The sequence below is a fragment of the Vibrio aerogenes genome, from assembly GCF_024346755.1.
Taxonomy (GTDB): domain Bacteria; phylum Pseudomonadota; class Gammaproteobacteria; order Enterobacterales; family Vibrionaceae; genus Vibrio; species Vibrio aerogenes.
In genome coordinates this window covers 324,973-341,198 of record NZ_AP024861.1, presented here as the reverse complement: position 1 = coordinate 341,198, position 16,226 = coordinate 324,973, and the positions used below count along the sequence as shown (strand labels likewise).

The 16,226-nt window shown below is 44.2% G+C and carries 13 protein-coding genes and 1 pseudogene; all 14 read right to left on the bottom strand.

Annotated elements, in window-relative coordinates; translation table 11 throughout:
• Nucleotides 1–220 precede the first annotated feature (220 nt).
• Nucleotides 221–1,441: an aspartate aminotransferase family protein gene (locus tag OCV29_RS01520; protein ID WP_073601811.1), complete on the bottom strand. Its 1,221-nt coding sequence runs from the start codon at nt 1,439–1,441 to the stop codon at nt 221–223.
• 277 nt (nt 1,442–1,718) lie between these two features.
• The gene (locus tag OCV29_RS01515) at nt 1,719–2,297 is read right to left on the bottom strand and encodes an aminodeoxychorismate/anthranilate synthase component II (RefSeq protein ID WP_073601812.1); all 579 of its coding nucleotides are present in this window, start codon (nt 2,295–2,297) and stop codon (nt 1,719–1,721) included.
• Between the two features lie 183 nt (nt 2,298–2,480).
• Complete coding sequence (locus OCV29_RS01510) at nt 2,481–5,060, bottom strand: ExeM/NucH family extracellular endonuclease (RefSeq protein ID WP_073601813.1); 2,580 nt, start codon at nt 5,058–5,060, stop codon at nt 2,481–2,483.
• 774 nt (nt 5,061–5,834) lie between these two features.
• Nucleotides 5,835–6,851 (bottom strand): tryptophan--tRNA ligase, encoded by a 1,017-nt coding sequence (trpS, locus tag OCV29_RS01505; RefSeq protein ID WP_073601815.1) that lies wholly within the window; start codon nt 6,849–6,851, stop codon nt 5,835–5,837.
• A 147-nt stretch (nt 6,852–6,998) separates the two neighbouring features.
• Nucleotides 6,999–7,685 carry a phosphoglycolate phosphatase gene (locus OCV29_RS01500; RefSeq protein ID WP_139281469.1) on the bottom strand — a complete coding sequence of 229 codons (687 nt, stop codon included), beginning with the start codon at nt 7,683–7,685 and terminating at the stop codon, nt 6,999–7,001.
• Nucleotides 7,686–7,780: 95 nt separating this feature from the next.
• Nucleotides 7,781–8,455: a ribulose-phosphate 3-epimerase gene (gene rpe / locus OCV29_RS01495; RefSeq protein WP_073601817.1), complete on the bottom strand. Its 675-nt coding sequence runs from the start codon at nt 8,453–8,455 to the stop codon at nt 7,781–7,783.
• Nucleotides 8,456–8,585: 130 nt separating this feature from the next.
• Nucleotides 8,586–9,413, bottom strand: a complete 828-nt coding sequence (locus OCV29_RS01490; protein ID WP_073601818.1) for a Dam family site-specific DNA-(adenine-N6)-methyltransferase — start codon at nt 9,411–9,413, stop codon at nt 8,586–8,588.
• A 68-nt stretch (nt 9,414–9,481) separates the two neighbouring features.
• Nucleotides 9,482–11,170: an AAA family ATPase gene (locus OCV29_RS01485; protein ID WP_073601819.1), complete on the bottom strand. Its 1,689-nt coding sequence runs from the start codon at nt 11,168–11,170 to the stop codon at nt 9,482–9,484.
• 28 nt (nt 11,171–11,198) lie between these two features.
• Nucleotides 11,199–12,287, bottom strand: coding sequence for a 3-dehydroquinate synthase (aroB, locus tag OCV29_RS01480; RefSeq protein ID WP_073601820.1), 1,089 nt, complete (start codon nt 12,285–12,287; stop codon nt 11,199–11,201).
• A 27-nt stretch (nt 12,288–12,314) separates the two neighbouring features.
• Complete coding sequence (gene aroK, locus OCV29_RS01475; protein ID WP_073601821.1) at nt 12,315–12,833, bottom strand: shikimate kinase AroK; 519 nt, start codon at nt 12,831–12,833, stop codon at nt 12,315–12,317.
• Nucleotides 12,834–13,019: 186 nt separating this feature from the next.
• Nucleotides 13,020–14,003: pseudogene (gene pilQ / locus OCV29_RS01470) on the bottom strand (type IV pilus secretin PilQ); the annotation flags it as partial.
• A 133-nt stretch (nt 14,004–14,136) separates the two neighbouring features.
• A complete protein-coding gene (pilO, locus tag OCV29_RS01465; RefSeq protein WP_073601823.1) occupies nt 14,137–14,718 on the bottom strand; it encodes a type 4a pilus biogenesis protein PilO in 582 nt (193 codons plus the stop codon).
• 5 nt (nt 14,719–14,723) lie between these two features.
• The gene (locus OCV29_RS01460; protein ID WP_073601824.1) at nt 14,724–15,293 is read right to left on the bottom strand and encodes a PilN domain-containing protein; all 570 of its coding nucleotides are present in this window, start codon (nt 15,291–15,293) and stop codon (nt 14,724–14,726) included.
• Nucleotides 15,277–16,185, bottom strand: a complete 909-nt coding sequence (pilM, locus tag OCV29_RS01455) for a pilus assembly protein PilM (RefSeq protein ID WP_073601825.1) — start codon at nt 16,183–16,185, stop codon at nt 15,277–15,279. Before pilM ends, OCV29_RS01460 begins: the two co-directional genes overlap by 17 nt.
• Nucleotides 16,186–16,226 lie beyond the last annotated feature (41 nt).

The following is a 16,226-nucleotide window of genomic DNA, read 5'->3' as shown; positions in this document are numbered from 1 at the left end:
CTCTCCCTGATTTTATTATATGACTCAAACAACCAGACCTCTGATTGTCCTGGAGATATCATTTAAGAATAGCGCAATATAAACAAAACCTTGGCTGCAGATAGCACTTCACGGGTGATGGTCCTTAATGGCAAATGGCAAATGGCAAATGGCAGCCATTGAAACATAAAAAAAGCGAACCTGTTGGTCCGCTTCATCCTTTTCAGAAAATAACAACCTCTCAAGATGAGGTGAAGACCGAAGCAATAGCTTGTTCAAGTCTTGCTAAGCCTTCGGTGATATCTTCCGGAGAAATTAATAAAGACGGCGTAAAACGGACAACATTCGGCCCTGCCACTAAAACCAGTAAACCAGCTTTACCCGCAGCGACTAAAATATCACGGGCCCGTCCCTGCCAGGCCTCATTTAATGCAGCGCCCAGCAATAAACCACGGCCACGAACTTCACTGAAGATCGGATATTTTGCATTGATTTGTTCCAAACCTTCACGAAAACGCAGCTCTTTCTCTTTAACGCCCTGCAAAACTTCAGGCTGCGCAATAATATCAACGACAGCTTCAGCAACTGCACATGCTAAGGGGTTCCCGCCATATGTTGAACCATGAACACCCACTTTAAAATGAGCTGCGATCTCAGCGGTTGTCAGCATTGCACCGATAGGGAAGCCACCGCCCAAAGATTTTGCCGTACTTAAAATATCCGGCGTCACACCGACACCCTGATAGGCATAAAAGTCGCCCGTCCGGCCATTTCCGGTCTGGACTTCATCAAAAATTAATAATGCATTGTGCTGATTACACAAGTCTCTGACAGCCTGAATAAACTCAGGTGTCGGAGAAATAATACCGCCTTCACCCTGAAGCGGCTCCATCATCACAGCACAGGTTCGATCAGAAATCTGAGCTTTAAAAGCCTCCAGATCATTATAAGGAAGGTGAATCACATCAGAAGGTTTCGGACCAAAACCATCAGAATAAGTCGATTGCCCGCCTACGGTGACGGTAAAGAATGTACGGCCGTGGAAGCCTTGTTCAAAAGCAATAATTTCAGATTTTTCCGGCCCGTGATTATCAACGGCCCACCGACGAGCCAGTTTTAACGCCGCTTCGTTGGCTTCAGCTCCTGAATTAGCAAAAAATACTTTCTCAGCGAAACTGAGTTGGGTCAGTTTCTTTGCCAGACGAAGTGCAGGCTCATTCGTCATCACATTACTCAGATGCCACAATTTGTTTCCCTGCGTCGTTAATGCTTCCACCATTGCCGGATGACAATGACCTAAACAGCTGACGGCAATACCGCCCGCAAAATCAATATATTCTTTATCCGCCTGATCCCAGACTCTCGATCCCTGTCCCCGAACCGGAATAATTTCCATCGGGCTGTAGCAAGGCACCATGACCTCATCAAACGTTCCCCGATCGACGCTATTTTCCATTGCCATTGACTGATTCCCCTTATTACTCAACAGAGCCATAACTAATAATATAATCAATATTATAGATGAAGCATTATCCTGTTATGACTGACAACGATAAAACTCACCATGAATCAAAAATTTATCATAAAAAGACACCACAGAAACCTCAATATAGCGAATCTGTTCATCAAAAACCACAAGCAATGGAATAATTATTCACAAAAAGTAATTTTTTAGTCATACAACCAGTCATCCGGGATTCATTTTCACAGTCATCCCCACACAGTAAGGAATCGGACAATCAGCGATGTAAGAAATTGGCTAACAGCTCATGTCCCTGTTCTGTTTTGATTGACTCAGGATGAAACTGGACTGCATCAATCGGGAGAATACGGTGCTGATACCCCATGATTTCATCAACCCTGCCATCCTCCAGTTCAGTCCAGGCGGTTACCTCAAAACAATCAGGTAATGATTGTTTCTCAACAACAAGAGAGTGATACCGGGTGACGGTGAGCGGATCATTCAACCCATGAAACAACCCGGTGTGATTATGCCGGATTAATGACGTTTTTCCGTGCATCACCTGACGGGCCCGGATTACATTGGCACCATATGCCTGAGCAATCGACTGATGACCCAGACAAACCCCTAAAATAGGCAGTTTACCGGAAAAATGACGGACAGCTTCCAGTGAAATACCAGCGTCATCCGGCGTACAGGGCCCTGGTGATATGACCAGATGGGAAGGCTTTAATCTTTTGATGCCAGGAATATCAATCTGATCATTTCTGACCACCTGAACTGCGACGTCAAGCTCGCAAAAATACTGATACAAATTGTATGTGAAAGAATCGTAGTTATCGATAAGGAGCAGCATAAAAGAGATTGGCTATGAAAGTCAGAACAAAAACTGACGCTCATTGTGACGGATCAGAACAAGAAATCAAGATGAAAGCCCGAAGCCAATCAATCACCCCCCCCGAAAATAATCAGACAACCGGTATAAAAAAGGGGCTGCGCCCCTTTACTATTGCAATCACTCTCTGAAATGGTCTGGCAATCAATACCACCAGCAATACCATCCCCAGCACTCTGTTTTCTCAGGAACCCACAATTCAAGTACTGCAGGATCATGATCTGACGAGCGGAACTGATCTGAATATCGCGGTAAATCACCTTTATTTTTACTTGTATAGTCAAATAATTTTGATTCACCACCATTGATATGCCAATCCATCGCATCCACAACATAAGAACTTAATTCAGGGCTAATCAATAAATGATCCATGGTTCCGACTTCATCATTATAAGAATAGCTCCAGCCATGTCGGCGCATCATTTCAACAGCATTCAGATAGCCATAGCTTTTTTCAATCACTGCTCCCTGATCACCAAATTGTTCCTGATCACCAAGATATGTATTACGTGCAGCACGAATGGTTTTATCATACTTTGCTGTATCATAATCAGTCAGAATCAGCATGGGGTCTTCTTTTGCATAAGAATTCAAATCACCCAGAATGATCTTATAGCCGTCAACTTTTTCCAGTGCTTCACCTAATGCAACAGCAGCAGCAACGCGGAAATTTTCACATGATCCCTGATAATCCGGGTCAGTCATGTTTTGACCGCCTTCACTGACAGGTGCAGCATCTTCCCAGCATGTTGACCCTTTTGATTTGAAGTGATTCACAGCAACTGTCAGTGTCTCATCCAACCCGTCAATTTTGAATGTCGGGGCTAATGTTTGACGTTGATAGTTTTTGCCGTCTTCAATGACTTTACCCTGCGCTTCTGAATACACTTCAGGTGCCAGTTGTTTCGGCATCGGGATAATTTGTTGACTATCCAGTGTTGCTTTACTCTTACGATAAATCACACCGGTCGTGATCACATCTGTCCCCACAGAATCGTCTTTTGTAATTTGACCATCATTGTTGGTATCAAATTCCACAACGCTATAGTAATCACTGCTATCAGACAAACGGGCATTCAATTGATCAACCAGTTGATGAATCGCACCTGACTCACCAAAACCATTGTTCTCAATTTCCATCAAGCCAACAATGTCTGCGTCCAGCCTGATAATCGCATTGACGATTTTTTCCTGCTGAATTTCGAATTCACCATAGCTGCCAGCACCCCGGCTTTCCCCGTGCTCATTTGCATCGCCACCAAATGGTGAATTGAAATAGTTCAATACATTAAAGGAAGCTATGCGTAAATTTCCGTAATGCATCAGCGGAGTCTCGGTACGCGGGTCTAAATGAATAAAATTATGCCGTGACAGTTGATTGGTCATCGTCAGACGATATTCGCCATAACTATAGTTGAGCACACCTTGCGCACCAACCAGCATATCGCCAACCCGGATATAATCCTCTGTCGAGCCATTTTGGTCGATATCGGTGCGGCCAAAATCAGCATAGTAAGGGATCACACCGTTCGGTGCTTTCTGGTCCGATTCAACAAACAGCCGACGCTGACCATTATCAATTCGCTGTTGTTCTGATGCATCAGATCCAGCGACATGTTGCTGGTTTGGATGCATATTGATATGCCCCTGCGATAAAACCATATTGCTGCGGTATGCATCATAGTCCCAGCTAAATGTCCGGCTTACCCGCATGTTCGTCAAAGGCGTCAGTTTGACCAACATCCCCTCATAACGCTCAAGTGTCTGATCAAAGTTTTCATCAGTTGGCAGCATGAAGATTGATCTGGCGCGGGGAACCGCTTGCTCATCTTGTTTTACCCACTGATTTTGACCCGCTTTCAACTGAGTCTGAGAATAATATTCCTGGACTTTTCCTTTCACACAAACCACATCTCCTGCCTTCAGGTCAGAAGATGACTGATTGGTATAAACAAATAAGCCTTCAGACGTTTGGGGATTATAGTCATTTTCCAGAGATTGAAGATAGAACCCTTTATTCAGCCCGGTCGTTACCGCTGTCACAACACCCTGAACATAATAATCATCATCCGTTATGTAAGACGAATCACCAATCAGAGGAGATTTATCTCCGTCTCCCTGAATGTCGTGAATCGAGGTGAATTCTGGCGAACTTCCGTCATCCATCGTACAGGTGAAAGACGCTGAACTGCTGCTGTCACTCAGGCTTCCCAGTCCTTCAATGTTATTTTTCTCAAGCGTATCCCACTGCGTCACCTGATATTCAGCTGAAGCGCTCAATACATCGGTGTGACGGACCAGCGTCACATCTTTCGCAAAGTCGCTTCCCCCCATGGAACCAACCACGTCATAAACTTCATCATCTTTCAGTAGTGCAACGGGATCATTACCATTGAAGCTGGTCATCGTATCATCCGTCATATCGCTGACAGCCAAAATATCACTATTCGCCTGAGAGTTAGCAATCACCAAAACATCTTTCGCTGCAATGACTTTTCCGGCCAGTGACAGCTCACTATCCCACTGTCCACTGCCATTTCTTGATAGTGCTAATTTAAAATGGTCAAGCGTGACGGCTTCATCACCTGTATTGGCGATTTCAATGGCCTTATTAAAAGATGACCCTTCTACATACTGTGATATCACCACATCTGCGACAGCCGGCTGTGCTACAACGCCAGCAATCAAAGCAGAAAGCAGTGAGAATGAAAATTGTTGTTTCATTTATTTTTCCACCTGAAATTGTATTTGAAAATATCCCTATTTTTAAAAAATGTTTTATTCATCACATTTTTTTGAAATCTATAATAATTCCATGGTCAGTGTTTACCTTTTTCATGAAACAAAAAACACACCTTAACAAAAATGTGAAATTGATCTCATAAATATGTAAAACACACTCTGCAGATGTGAATTGATTCGTATGACCAATATATCTGTATGAATAAACAATGAGAGAAATGTATGACGGGAAAATGAATATGAGACATAAAAAAGCCCGGTATTAAACCGGGCTATCAAAAATATGTAAAGCTATGCTTTTTTCAAAGCTTTTTTAATTTTCTTCACTTTAGCTTTCGCTTTTTTAAGTGTCTTTTTCAATTCTTTTTTAGTCTTAGCCATCTTTTTCTCCTTAATAAATCACAATGTGCAAAATTAATCCGGCAGGAGCTTCAGGGTTCCAGCCTGGGATCATTGCTCCCTGTCTTGCAGCCCGTGCTGATCAATAAAATGTTTAATAAACTTTCTTATTTCTCTGGCTGCCGATGTATCAAGCTCTTCACATAATTCAACAAAAAGATCGCGTTCGTGCCGGTTAATCCGAAGCACTAACTGACTATCTTTTTTGTTTGAGGCTTTCTTTCTTTTTCCGCCCATAAATGTGATAACTTTGTATATACATTATATAAATCTAGTTCATCTGCCGGAAAATGCCATAAAAAAACCCTGCTTAAAAAGCAGGGCTTGTAAAAAGATATCTGATTTAATCAGCTCACATCAGGAATGAGAGATAAATCCAACTAAATCGTATACTTTTTTCAAGGTTTCTGCGGCACGGGAAGACGCTTTTTCAGCACCTTCACGCATCACCGCATCCAGATAATCCCGTGACTCACGAATACGATGATATTCAGCCTGAACAGGTTCAAGCATTGCAACAAGGGCTTCACCCACGTCTTTCTTAAACGGACCATACATATCAACGTCCTGATATTTAGCTTCAATTTCATCAAAGCTCAAACCTGTCGCTGCTGAATACAGGCCCATTAAGTTAGAAATACCGGCTTTATTTTCAATATCATAACGAATTCGTGGTGGTGTATCCGTGTCTGTCTGAGCCTTGTTAACCTTCTTCACAATTGACTTAGGTTCTTCCAGCAGAGTAATCACATTTTTCCGGTTATCATCAGACTTCGACATCTTTTTCGTCGCATCCTGAAGACTCATCACCCGTGCGTTTACGGTTGGAATATATGGCTCAGGCACAACAAATACCGGGTCTTCCGGACAATAGATATTATTGAACCGGGTCGCAATATCTCTGGCAAGCTCCAGATGCTGCTTCTGATCGTTTCCAACCGGCACCTGATGGGCGCCATAAAGCAAAATATCTGCCGCCATCAACACCGGATAATCAAACAGACCAGCATTCACATCATTCGCATAACGGGCAGACTTGTCTTTAAACTGAGTCATCCGGCTCAACTCACCCATCTGAGTATAACAATTCAGAAGCCAGCTTAGCTGAGCGTGCTCCGGAGCATGAGACTGAACAAATAAAGTACTCTTCTTCGGATCAATACCAACAGCCAGACAAATTGCCAAAGCATCAAGTGTCGCTTCATATAATGCTTTGGGATCCTGACGCACGGTAATCGCATGCAAATTGACCACACAATAATAGCAGTCGTATTCATCCTGCATTTGTTGCCACTGACGAAGAGCACCCAGGTAGTTACCAATACTCAGTTCACCTGACGGTTGAACACCACTAAATACAATGGGTTTGCTCATGAGAATAATTCCTTTGAATTCTGAAAGTTATTAATAATAAAACAGGTTATTGGGTGATAGCTTTAAGGGATAAATACAGTCCGGATTCGTTCCCGCAGCATCCAAGTGTACTCATTAACAAGTATATTTCTAGATTTTTTATACCGTTCAGGCTGAAACAAGAACAATATCAAGCAATTCTGAGATATTATCCGCAACATAATCAGGCCCGGAGTCGGCGATCGGCTCACCGTGGTTATAGCCATAAGTCAGGCCAAACGAATGACAACCTGCATTTCTGGCAGCAAGAATATCATTCTTCGAATCTCCGACCATCATCATCTGTTTCGGTTTTAAGCCGTATTTATCCAACAGCCAGTTCAAAGCCATTGGATCCGGTTTTCTTTTCTCAAAATCGTCCCCGCCAATGACATCACTGAAATAGTCCGCAATTTGATGCTGCTGTAATATTTCAGGTACAAAATGAGACGGCTTATTCGTCACAACAGCCAGAGTAAACCCTTCCTGATGCAATTTTACCAATGTATCTTTCACACCCGCATATAGTTGACTAAGCCGGTGGCCTGTTGCCGCGTAAAACTCATCAAAATATGTCCGGGCCTCTTTTAACAGCGCCGGACTCAGGTCCGGGTTAATTTCCAGACTCTGACTTAATGCGCGTCCAATCAGAATATCTGCCCCATTTCCGACATAATCCCGAACCTGACATTCTGAAACGCCCGGATAACCCAGTTGACGAACCGCCTGATCAGCCGCTATAGCTAAATCCGGCACACTATCGAGCAAGGTTCCATCCAAATCAAACACAACTAATTTTGGTATCTCTGACGACATGAAGTGACTCTCCCAATTGAGGTAAAGCATAACCAGTCAAACTATCTGCCGGTATGCTTTACTTTAATTTATTTATTATCGCTTTAATAAAAAATTTAACGGGATACTTTTTCAAGTTCAGTTCGCATCGCAGCAATCACCGCCTGATAATCCGGCTGACCGAAAATCGCAGAGCCTGCAACAAACATATCCGCACCAGCTTCAGCTATTTCGCGAATATTATCGATTTTTACACCGCCATCGACTTCCAGACGAATCTCTCTTCCGGAGTCCTGAATACGCTGACGAACTGCCCGTAATTTATCCAGAGTGGAAGGGATAAAAGACTGCCCACCGAACCCCGGATTAACCGACATTAACAGAATTAAGTCCACTTTATCCATCAGGAAATCAAGATAATTCAGCGGCGTTGCCGGATTGAAGACAACGCCGGCCTGGCATCCATGTTCTTTGATCAGTTGCAGGGTTCTGTCTATATGTTCTGATGCTTCAACATGAAAGGTAATCATTGATGCACCCGCTTTGGCAAAATCTTCAACCATACGATCAACCGGCTTAACCATCAGATGTACGTCTATCGGTGCCGTAATACCATAATCTCTCAAAGCTTTACATACAGGAGCACCAAATGTCAGATTAGGCACATAGTGATTATCCATCACATCAAAATGGATAACATCAGCCCCGGCATTGAGCACATTCTCAACATCTTCTCCCAATCGCGCTAAATCTGCGGAAAGAATAGAAGGAGCAATCAAAAAATCTTTCATACCTCTGGCCTCTGTATTTTTACAATCAATGATTCATATTCAGATTGCCTGCGACACTGCATGGCAAAACGGCCCTATTTTATAGGAGGGAAAGAAAGGATCATAGAGGCCATATAATGAACGATACGAATTATTGCTCAGAAGTAGCTGCAAACAGAGCTAACAGCTCATCAACTTTATTTCGGGAAGAGGCATTTCGGCTGATCGTACGTTTCACCTTCACAACATTCAGCTGAGCGCCATGATACAACCGCCGGGTCAGAATTGTATCGTGATTGGATATCAACACAGGAATTCCCCTGACTTTCGCAGTTTTTTCAGCAATATCAGCAAGTGCAGCCTGATCATCCAGAGAAAAACCATTTCCTGCGTAAGACGTAAAGTTGGCAGTGTTTGACAATGGCGCATAAGGTGGATCGCAGTAGACAACACTGCGTTCATCCACACGTTCAAAAGCTTCTTTGTAACCGGAGCAGATAAACGTCGCTTTTTGCGCTTTACAGGCAAAAAACTCAAGCTCGGCCTCGGGGAAATAAGGCTTTTTATAAGAACCAAAAGGGACGTTAAACCCACCTTTTTTGTTGTACCGGCAGAGCCCGTTAAAACCAAACCGGTTCATATATAAAAAGGCAAGCGAACGATACATCACATCATCCGTTGCATTGAACTGCTGACGCACCGAGAGATAAACTTCTTTACGGTTGTTTTCAGGCGTGAACCATCGCCTGGCTTCAGAGATATAGGATTCAGGAGCACGTTTCAGTAAATTATATAAATTGATGAGATCAGGATTAATATCCGTCAACACATAGTGCTCATAATCCGTATTTAAAAAGATCGAACCCGCTCCGACAAACGGCTCAACCAACACATCAGCAGTTGGTAAATGCCGCCGGATATCATCAACAAGACTATACTTTCCCCCAGCCCACTTGAGAAAGGCACGATGCTTCTTCATGTAATGTTTCAATTTCTCACAATTAACAAGGCTGCGGAATGTAACATATTTTCCGGCGACACTCAGATTTATTTAGCACGTTCAATTTCTCTGTGCACCTGACGGATTGATTTTGCCCACGGTCCCAGAGACTGTAACTCATCAGGAAGCGTCAGAACTGCATCGCGTGCCATCTGAATGGTCGGATAATTTTTGTAGGTAATCATATACCAGTCAACACTATTCCTGACCGTTGAGTACACATGCACCTGGCCCTGTAGAGCGTAACGTCTGATAAAGTCTTCAACCTCTTGCACTGAATTAAACGCAGCAAGTTGCAGCGTATAGCTCCGATCAGCCATATTCAGCAGTACACGCCGATCATCACGGTAAGGTCCGCCCACCGAAGCAGCCTCTGTCTGAGTGCGTGACACCCGAATCTTTATTTTTTTGCCTTCCGAAGATGTCTCAGCCTGATCTTTTTCAGACGCTACCGCCGGTTCAGGCATGTCTGCGATATTGACTTCAGCTTGAGAAGTTTCAGCCTGAGTCTGATTTCCTGTGCCAGACTGACGCTGCTGTAGATCATCAGAGATATCAGCAACGGCTTCATCGCTGAGTATCATTTGAGGCGGTGGTGATACTTCATTGGCGACCTGATGCAACTGACTTGTATCCGATGATTCAGGTTTTCCTTCCATCAGTGCATCAACCACTTCAGAACTGACAACGACACGCCTGCCCTGATCATCAACGCCAACATTCGCAGTTTGATCAACAATATCAGGAGGAAGAGCACCAGAATCATCAACAGGACGAGAACCATTCTGCTTTTTCACAGGATTCGCCGATGTCCGGGATGTTGCTTCAGTGGCATGATTCTCATCTGAAACCTGTCCTGAATGACCGGCTTCAGAAGATGAGGATTCGGGTAAAGTCGGAATCACAGTTTGTGCATTCGATTCATGAGTTGCAGTCTGAAGAATATCCGGCGCCTGATTTTCAGACAGCATCCACCAATATCCGGCGCCAACGAGCAAACAGACCAGCAAAATAATCAAAGCAATCTTTGCCGGAGAGCCAATTATCGAGCGAATCACGATCCGCTTTTCCATTTTTTGTTCCCCTAATGCCATAATATCACCCGGTGTTTTCCTTATCCGGGCGAAAGATCGCCGTAATTGTTGCTCTATTTTTGGATCAACATAGCGAATGACTAAAAATTCAAAAAAACGATCTGCATCATCCTGAGCAAGCGTATCAATTTCCAGATCAACTGCTTTATTGTCTTCTCCATCCGCCAGACGGGAAAGCAATTTATCCAGTGTTTTGGGAAGAGAGAAAAAAACCACATTCACGGTCCATTGACTTCTCTTCTGAGCCTCAATAACCAGTGACCATAGTTCAGAAATCAATGCTTCAGATAAAATATGTGCATCATCAACAACAATAACAATATTACATTCTTCATCTTCCAGAACGGCAGATAAATTACTCACCAGCGACTCATCAGCATTAAATTCAGCATACGAAGAGATCTGCGTCAGAATCGTAGAACGCCACTGAGATTCTTCCTGACCGGGATAACACATCAGTAAGGACTGATTTTTATCGTCAGCCCACACTTCCAGATAGCGTTGTGCTATCCATGTCTTTCCGGCTCCCGGTCCACCTGAAACCGTAATAAAATTTGAACCAAAACGAGTCAGCAACTGGATACGTTCTAACAAATCTGTCTGGGACTGTAATTCCAGCACCCGTTCATCAGCCAAACTCATGACATTTTCCTACTGAATAAATGAAGCGCTAAAGGCTGCGGCAATAATCAATTGCCTGTTCAAGCACAGATTCAGGAATACCGGATCTGACGTCTGCACTGCCAATATCAGTTGGCAGAACAAAGCGTATCGTACCAGCCAGAACCTTTTTATCTCGCTTCATATGGGTCATAAAATCAGAAAAAGACATCTCTTCAGGTGTATGCACCGGCAATTGTGCTCTCTTCAGCAAAGAAAGAATCCGATCAAATTGCTCACCTGAAATTAAGCCTTGTAACTGAGCTGTTTTAGCCGCCATCACTGTACCAGCAGAGACAGCTTCGCCATGTAACCAATTACCATACCCTAATTGCGCTTCAATCGCATGACCAAATGTATGACCCAGGTTCAATAACGCACGAATTCCGGACTCTTTTTCGTCTAATGCGACGACTTCTGCTTTGATTTCACAACAACGTGCGATGGCATAAGTCAACGCTTCATGCTCCAGCGCATAGAGTGCGTCTAAGTGTGTTTCTAACCAGCTGAAGAAGTCTGCGTCATAAATAATGCCGTATTTGATGACTTCAGCCATACCAGCGGCAAATTCGCGGGGAGGTAACGTTTTCAGGCAATCAATATCAATAATTACTGCTTTTGGCTGATAAAAAGCACCAATCATATTTTTTCCCATCGGATGGTTGACCGCAGTTTTTCCACCAACAGAAGAATCAACCTGAGACAGCAAGGTTGTTGGAATCTGAATGAAATCAACACCACGCTGATAACATGCAGCAGCAAATCCAACCAAATCACCGATGACGCCGCCACCCAAAGCGATAATCACAGCATCCCGGCTATAGTTGTTCTCAATCAGGTAAGTCATGACCGTATTAAAAACTTCCAGGCTCTTATATTGCTCACCGTCGGGAAGTTCAAGTAAAGCAGTTTGACATCCACATTGCTCAACCATCGCCATTATTTGCCGTGCATATAGCGGTGCAACCGTGACGTTAGAGACCACAACAACTTGTTGCTTTGGGGATAAAAAAGAAAGAAGTGCCGGATCATTAAATAATCCGGCCCCTATCGAGATAGGATAACTACGTTCGTCCAAACTGACCGTAATCTGCGCCATGATAGCACTCCAAAAAATTAAAAAAACTTATTGTTCTTCTAACATTTTTACGATCTGATTGGCTACAACTTTTGCACTTTGATCATCAGTTCTGACCGTAATATCTGCAATTTCCTCATATAAAGGATTACGGTCAGATGCCAGCTCTTCCAAAACTTCACGAGGGTTATGAGTTTGAAGCAATGGGCGCTTTTTGTCCCGGCTGGTCCGGGCAAGCTGCTTTTCAATTGTCGTTTCGAGATAGACAACAACGCCACGTGCGGACAGACGATTCCGGTTTTCTTTACTTTTTACTGAACCGCCACCAGTCGCAAGTACAATCCCCTGCTTCTCAGTAAGGTCGTAAATAACCGTTTCTTCGCGTTTACGAAATCCTTCTTCACCCTCAACATCAAACACCCAGGCGATATCTGCGCCAGTCCGTTCTTCAATCACAGTATCTGAATCGACAAACTCCATATGAAGTTGCTGTGCCAGATACCTGCCTATTGTGCTTTTGCCGGCTCCCATAGGACCAACAAGAATAATATTACGTTTTTCGGCCATTTTAGCAGTAATTACAATATAAAATTCAATGCCATCGCCACAAGCTTAATTCTGGTATATCAATGGTTGAATCGGGTTTGTGGCACCAATTCCTCACAGACAATTCGTGATAAGACCCGAAATTATCTAGATCTGAGTCGATTAATGCAACTTAATTTTTAGACAATTACTGAAAAGGCAACTAACTCATTGAATCATAACCTGAGGTGTCACAAAAATGAGTAACTCATTTTTACCTGTTTTCTGGTAAGTTCGCCTGAATAAACTTCCGAATAATGGTAAGTCACCCAACATTGGGACTTTGTCTACGGTTTTTGTGACTGTCTTCTGATGAATGCCACCCAACACAACGGTTTCGCCATCATTGACTAATACCCGCGTACCAATTCTCTGGGTTATAATCGCGACAGCTTCCCCGGTGCCTGTTTTCACAACCTCTCCGGGACGATCCTGCGTCACCTTTAAATCAAGAATTACGTGATGATCCGGTGTAATATTCGGGGTCACTTTTAAGCTGAGTACGGCTTTTTTAAAAGAGACAGAGGCATCCCCATCAGAGCCAGATTCCAGATAAGGGATCTCTGTTCCCTGCTCAATAAAAGCAGGCTGGCGGTTTGTTGTCAGCAGACGCGGACTTGAGATGACTTCTGCCTTTGATTCGCTCTGTAATGCAGAAAGTTCTAAATCCAGTAATGTACCTGCGCCAAGCCGTGCAACCTGAAAAGCGACAGATGCAGCATTACCTGAAGAAGCGGGTAAACTCACATTCAGATAATTAGCAATATTGGTTTGATCACCTGCCTGGTTTGCAAGTTGCTCGACACTCCCCCCCATATTCATATGTCCTTGTCTGACCTGCCCACCCCAACGGATTCCCAGCTCATCCAGCCCACTTTCACTCATTGTGACAATCCGGGCTTCTATCAAAACCTGCCGAACGGGGATGTCTATTGTTTTCATCACCGACTTTATCCCCTGAATATAGTCGGGATAATCCCGGATAATCACGGTATTTGTCCGGGTATCGGTGGTGACAGAACCATCCGGAGAAAGTAATCCGGCATGTTGTTTATCCTGTATCACCTGCAAAATCTGCTGAGTTGTCGCATATTTAACCGGAATGGTCACCACAACCTGTTGCTTTTGCGCTGATGTTGAACCTCTGATTTCACGACCGGCTTGTCCGCTCATCTCAGGCCCACTTCCGGAAATTTTTTCAAAAGGATCCCTTCCACCGTCTGCAAACACTGAACATGTCATCATCAACATGACAAAAAACAGTCGTCTGAATGCAGTTCTTCTTTTATACACAGGGAACCTCCTTACACTGATGATAAAACCACGCTTTTCCTGTCATATGAACCAGCCCTTTATCCTGCTTTGATTGACGCCAATGCACCTGCTGAAACTGAACCAGAGGAGGGTGGTGATTCATCAAAATCAGAATCTCTTTGATGGCCTCATAGCTGCCGGTCATTTCCAGATCAATGCCCTGCAGAACTGCCTGATTGTTCTTGTCAGAACGCAGCCACGCCAGCCGGTGAATATGTATATCTCTTTTTCCGGCTTCAATATTCAGCCAGGGCATCAGTGTTTCTGCAGAATCATGAGACAGCAGCTTCGTCTGCTGCTCTAATTGTTTCTCAGCTATCTGCCACTGCGTCTGCATGAATTGATCATGACTATTTTGTTTCTGCAGAGACTGGATGTGCTGTACCTGTTCGGCCTGATTTGCCTGCCGGACCACGGCTGCCCGGAAAAGAGGCCTCCAGATAAGAACAAATGAGATGACGCAACCAGACACGGTCAGCAAACTGACGATACCCAGCTGTTTTTGAAAAGAGCAGTGAATCATGACATCCCACAGCGCTCTCAGTCTTAACATACGACTCATTCCTGCCCTGCCTTACCCGCTGTGGAGAAAACAAAGGACAAACGAAATGTCTGAACATCTTCCGGGGAATACTCTGTCTGCTTCACCGCTTCCATTTTCAATTGTCTTACACACTGGCAGGCGTGAGAGCGAAGCGCCTGAAGAAACCGGAAAACATCTCTGGCATCTTCTCCGTAGCCGCTGACAATCACCTGCTTCCCCGACAGATTCAACGAGTGCAGGTAAACCCGATCTGTGACTGATTCAGCGATTAAAGACATCAGGCGAAATGGAATTTCAGTGGATTCCTGCCAGTACTTCATCTGTGCAAGTCTTTCCTGATTGTGCATAAAATCAGTTTTTCTGTGCTGCCAGTGAGCAAGTTGTTCCTCCAGTGCGGCCTTTTTCTCTGCCAAAACCACCTGCCTGGATTGCGTCGTATCCAGCGTCTTCACCAGCAAAGCCCACTGGAGAAGCTGGATCAGGCTAAAAAAGCAAAAGGCACACAGAACCAGTCCAACCAATCGCTTCAATCTTAATGCAGCCTGTATCTGCTGCCAGTTCATCAAATTAACAGCATGCAGCATATCCTTCCTCCCGGGCAATAATGCCTCGCATCGACATTCCGGCAGCAAGCGCGCACAATTCCGTTTCCTCATCATCGCTAAAGGTGTTTTTTCCCAACATACTCAATGGATGAAACAGGACAACCGGGCATTGCAGCGTTGCCTCTATCTGTCCGGCAGATAATGCATTTCTTTCGATCAGCCAGACGCCGGCAGGCTGAAATCGCTGCACGGCGCAAAATTGCAGAAATTCATTCATGAGCTGCGCCAGTACAGCGCTGTATTCATTCTCTCCGGCTGACTGTGGCATACAGCGATAAAAACAATCGGGCTGACACATCACTCCCAGACGAATTGTCGTCCGATTGACTTCAATCAGTACCTGTTCACTCTTCCCGTAATACTGCATTGCAGTGATTAACAGCTGAAGGAAGCATTGCTTTTCCGTATCAACCAGGATCGGCTTCAACCGGGCGCCACGTAGTGCAGTGAGCCGGCTTTCCACCACATCTTTCCGGGCTGCATATACGCGAAAACCATCGCTAACCCCGGTATAGTCAAGTCTCAGCTCACTCACAGACAGTGACACTTCGCCGGAAAAAGCCTGATATACCGCCAAAGCTTCCATCAACTGACTGTTCTGTGGTGAAATACGGATAATCCGGGACATGATCGCTAAATCAGGAATTGCGACAGCAACATGACGGGAAAAGAAAGGTAATCCTTTTCTGAGTTCTGCGAGTTTTTTAACAATGTTCTGATAATCGAGGACCTCGTTTTCCGGGAAAATATTCCCGGATGACTGAAATATTCTAAAATCAATCAAAGAAAACGACTGTTTCTGACGCATTAAAGTAACAGCAGTCATATGATGACGGTTCATATCGATTCCCGTCACAATGAGTTTATTCATACAGGCTCCGCAAGTCAGCGCTGTTCAAATGGATTATTGGT

Excerpts from the sequence above, each read along its gene's own strand:
- OCV29_RS01520 (WP_073601811.1), bottom strand. The coding sequence starts at position 1,441 with ATGGCAATGGAAAATAGCGTCGATCGGGGAACGTTTGATGAGGTCATG.
- OCV29_RS01515 (WP_073601812.1), bottom strand. The coding sequence starts at position 2,297 with ATGCTGCTCCTTATCGATAACTACGATTCTTTCACATACAATTTGTAT.
- OCV29_RS01510 (WP_073601813.1), bottom strand. The coding sequence starts at position 5,060 with ATGAAACAACAATTTTCATTCTCACTGCTTTCTGCTTTGATTGCTGGC.
- trpS (WP_073601815.1), bottom strand. The coding sequence starts at position 6,851 with ATGAGCAAACCCATTGTATTTAGTGGTGTTCAACCGTCAGGTGAACTG.
- OCV29_RS01500 (WP_139281469.1), bottom strand. The coding sequence starts at position 7,685 with ATGTCGTCAGAGATACCAAAATTAGTTGTGTTTGATTTGGATGGAACC.
- rpe (WP_073601817.1), bottom strand. The coding sequence starts at position 8,455 with ATGAAAGATTTTTTGATTGCTCCTTCTATTCTTTCCGCAGATTTAGCG.
- OCV29_RS01490 (WP_073601818.1), bottom strand. The coding sequence starts at position 9,413 with ATGAAGAAGCATCGTGCCTTTCTCAAGTGGGCTGGGGGAAAGTATAGT.
- OCV29_RS01485 (WP_073601819.1), bottom strand. The coding sequence starts at position 11,170 with ATGAGTTTGGCTGATGAACGGGTGCTGGAATTACAGTCCCAGACAGAT.
- aroB (WP_073601820.1), bottom strand. The coding sequence starts at position 12,287 with ATGGCGCAGATTACGGTCAGTTTGGACGAACGTAGTTATCCTATCTCG.
- aroK (WP_073601821.1), bottom strand. The coding sequence starts at position 12,833 with ATGGCCGAAAAACGTAATATTATTCTTGTTGGTCCTATGGGAGCCGGC.
- pilO (WP_073601823.1), bottom strand. The coding sequence starts at position 14,718 with ATGTTAAGACTGAGAGCGCTGTGGGATGTCATGATTCACTGCTCTTTT.
- OCV29_RS01460 (WP_073601824.1), bottom strand. The coding sequence starts at position 15,293 with ATGCTGCATGCTGTTAATTTGATGAACTGGCAGCAGATACAGGCTGCA.
- pilM (WP_073601825.1), bottom strand. The coding sequence starts at position 16,185 with ATGAATAAACTCATTGTGACGGGAATCGATATGAACCGTCATCATATG.